General features: G+C 48.3%; 3 protein-coding genes. All 3 read left to right on the top strand.

Annotated elements, in window-relative coordinates:
* Positions 1–731, top strand: a 731-nt coding sequence (locus tag JRI46_12465; GenBank protein MBW2040378.1) for an MBL fold metallo-hydrolase, incomplete at its 5' end; no start/stop codon positions are given.
* Complete coding sequence (locus JRI46_12460) at positions 694–1,299, top strand: VanZ family protein (GenBank protein ID MBW2040377.1); 606 nt, start codon at positions 694–696, stop codon at positions 1,297–1,299. The genes JRI46_12465 and JRI46_12460, both read left to right, overlap by 38 nt.
* On the top strand, positions 1,283–2,561 hold a 1,279-nt coding region (locus JRI46_12455; protein ID MBW2040376.1), incomplete at its 3' end, for a glycosyltransferase family 39 protein. The genes JRI46_12460 and JRI46_12455, both read left to right, overlap by 17 nt.

Here is a 2,561-nt window from a genome sequence, read left to right as displayed (position 1 = left end):
ATGTTGGTTATGGGGATGCCATCTTGTTAAAATTGCCCCAGCAAGGGGCGATGCTGATCGACGCTGGTACCCAGAAGTGTGGGGAAAGGGTAGCGAGTTATATAAAAGATCGCGGCGTCAAAAAGTTGGATGTGGTGGTAATTACCCATTGTCACCCCGATCACATAGGCGGGATTCCCAAGATCCTGGAGAGCGTAAAGGTCGATGAGATCTGGGTAAATCAGGACATCTCTCGTAACCTTTCGTATTCGCCCGTGTATAAGGCTATCCAACGATGGAAGATCCCCTGGAGGGTCATAAGACGCGGGGAAAACCTGGACGATGTAGGAGGGGTCGAAATAGAGTGCCTCCATCCTGGGAGGATCTCCCATGATCCCAACGATAATTCCGTTGTTCTCAAGATCTGTTATAAAAAGACCGTCTTCTTATTTCCCGGCGATATTACACCAAAGGCAGAAAAAGTGTTGTTGGATATTTATAAAGGTCGCTTAAAGGGCGATGTAGTGAAGATACCGCACCATGGCCACAAAAGCACATACCCCTTTATTGAGGCCATAGGACCGGAGATCGCTGTTTTGACTATCGGCCCCAACCCCTACGGTGCCCCTCATCCTCAGACCTTAAGGGCCTATTCTGAAAAGGGTTGTTGTGTACTCAGGACAAATGAATTGGAGAACATTGTGATCAGGACGGATGGCCAAAGAATCTGGTTGGAGACTGGTGGGCGCTGACCTTTTCCATAAAATAGAACGATGGCTGCCCCCCAGAAGGGCCCAATATCTGGCGATCTTTTATGTGGTTTTTATCTACGCAACCCTCCCGATAATGAGGCCCATCTTGAATTTTCTGAAGGGCAACTTAGGCGAATCCTTTTCTTTAGGCGTTTATCTTTTCCTTCTCTTGCTAGCCATAGGGCTTATCTACCTCTTTTTGAAGCAAGGGAGGGGATGGAGACCTTTTACATCGCTTGTCAGTCTCTTAGCGGCCACCGCCTATATCCTTACTAAGATCGAGTATCCAGAGGAAAGGGTCCACTTTTTGGAGTATGCCATATTGGGGGTTCTCTTGTACTTTGCCTTGCATGAGATGATCCAGGGGAGGAGGGTTTTTTTCTTTATCCCTGCACTTGTCTTCCTTGTTGGTTGTGGGGACGAGATTATCCAGTGGATCTTGCCTAACAGGGTCTATGACCCCAGGGACATCTTGATGAACTTTACCGGAGGGATATTGGGTGAGTTGATCCTCATTGCCTTTAGGCCCGAGTTGATAAGGAGAAAAGAGGGTGTTTCTCCGACTTAAGCTAGCGAAAGAGGATAAGGGGAATTTGGTCACCCTGCTTGTTATAGGCCTGATCCTGAGGCTCTACGCATTTTCCCAGATCTATCTGATCTCCCAAGATGGGGCCTTCCAGTACATACCTGTGGCCAGGCTTTTTTATAATGGTGATTATCTTCAGGCCCTGCTCCAGCCCCAGCTTCCCCTCTATCCATTTTTAATCTCTCTTTTTTCCCATATAACAGGGGATTTCGAGCTGGCAGGCCAGTTGATCTCCATTATTTTTAGCATCCTGGCTGTATTCCCCCTTTATTTCATAGGAAAGTCCCTATTCGGCCCAAAGCCTGCCTTCTGGACCACAGTATTTTATCTCATTAATCCTTTGATGCTGCGAAGCTCTGTAGATGTATTGAAGGAGGGGGTGTTTATCTTTTTCTTCTTTTACTCGGTATATTGTTCCCTGTGGTTTTTGAGAGAGGGGAAAAGGAGATGGCTGATCTGGACGGCGGTCTTTGCCATAGTAGGTGCCCTGACCCGCATGATCGCCCTGGAGGTGTTGTTGGTATTGGGGCTTTGGCTGGTATATGTTGGCTTACAGGAAAGGTTGAGGGAGAAGAGGTTAGCATATCGTTATCTTTTTGTGGTCATTTTGGTCCTTGGGGTCATTATGGCCTTTGTCATCCCAGGGATCTGGGGTTGGGAGTTTTGGATGACAAAGAAGCCCTATACCGCCGCAGAGAGAATTTTTCGCAGTTGGTTCGTATATCAGTGGCCAAGCCTGTCTCATATTGGAGAGAGATCCCTTTATATTGTCGGCAGGTTCATAGAAAAGGCCCACCCTCTGCCCTTTCTCATCGCTCTGTTCGGACTGGGGTGGAGGATGAAGGCAAAGGAGTTAAGCCCTGAGGAGAGGTACCTCGCCCTTTTGATGGTGGTGCTTATCATCATCTTTTTTCCCCTCTTATATGCCTCGGGGAGATATCTCCTCCCTGCCATCTTTGTTCTATACCTCTGGGCCGGGTTTGGCTTCGTAAAGATGCGGGAGTTTATCGATAATAGGTTCACGAGATATCCCAGGCTCAATGCCATCATACCTGTTATAGTCCTCCTGTTGGCGATCCTGCCCCTCTCCTTTAAACCCCAAAGGTTAGACAAGATCGGCCGCAAGGAGGTAGGGATTTGGCTGCGGGAGCAGTCGCTATCGCCATCCCTGATCCTGACCAACATCCCCAGGGTGGCCTACTATGCCGAGGGGGACTATCTATTTATTGACAACTTCAACATCC

This window comes from Deltaproteobacteria bacterium, assembly GCA_019308925.1.
Taxonomy (GTDB): Bacteria; Desulfobacterota; B13-G15; order B13-G15; family RBG-16-54-18; genus JAFDHG01.
The sequence above is the reverse complement of the archived record's forward strand: the minus strand, read 5'-3'. Positions and strand labels throughout refer to the sequence as shown.

Excerpts from the sequence above, each read along its gene's own strand:
- JRI46_12460 (MBW2040377.1), top strand. The coding sequence starts at position 694 with ATGGCCAAAGAATCTGGTTGGAGACTGGTGGGCGCTGACCTTTTCCAT.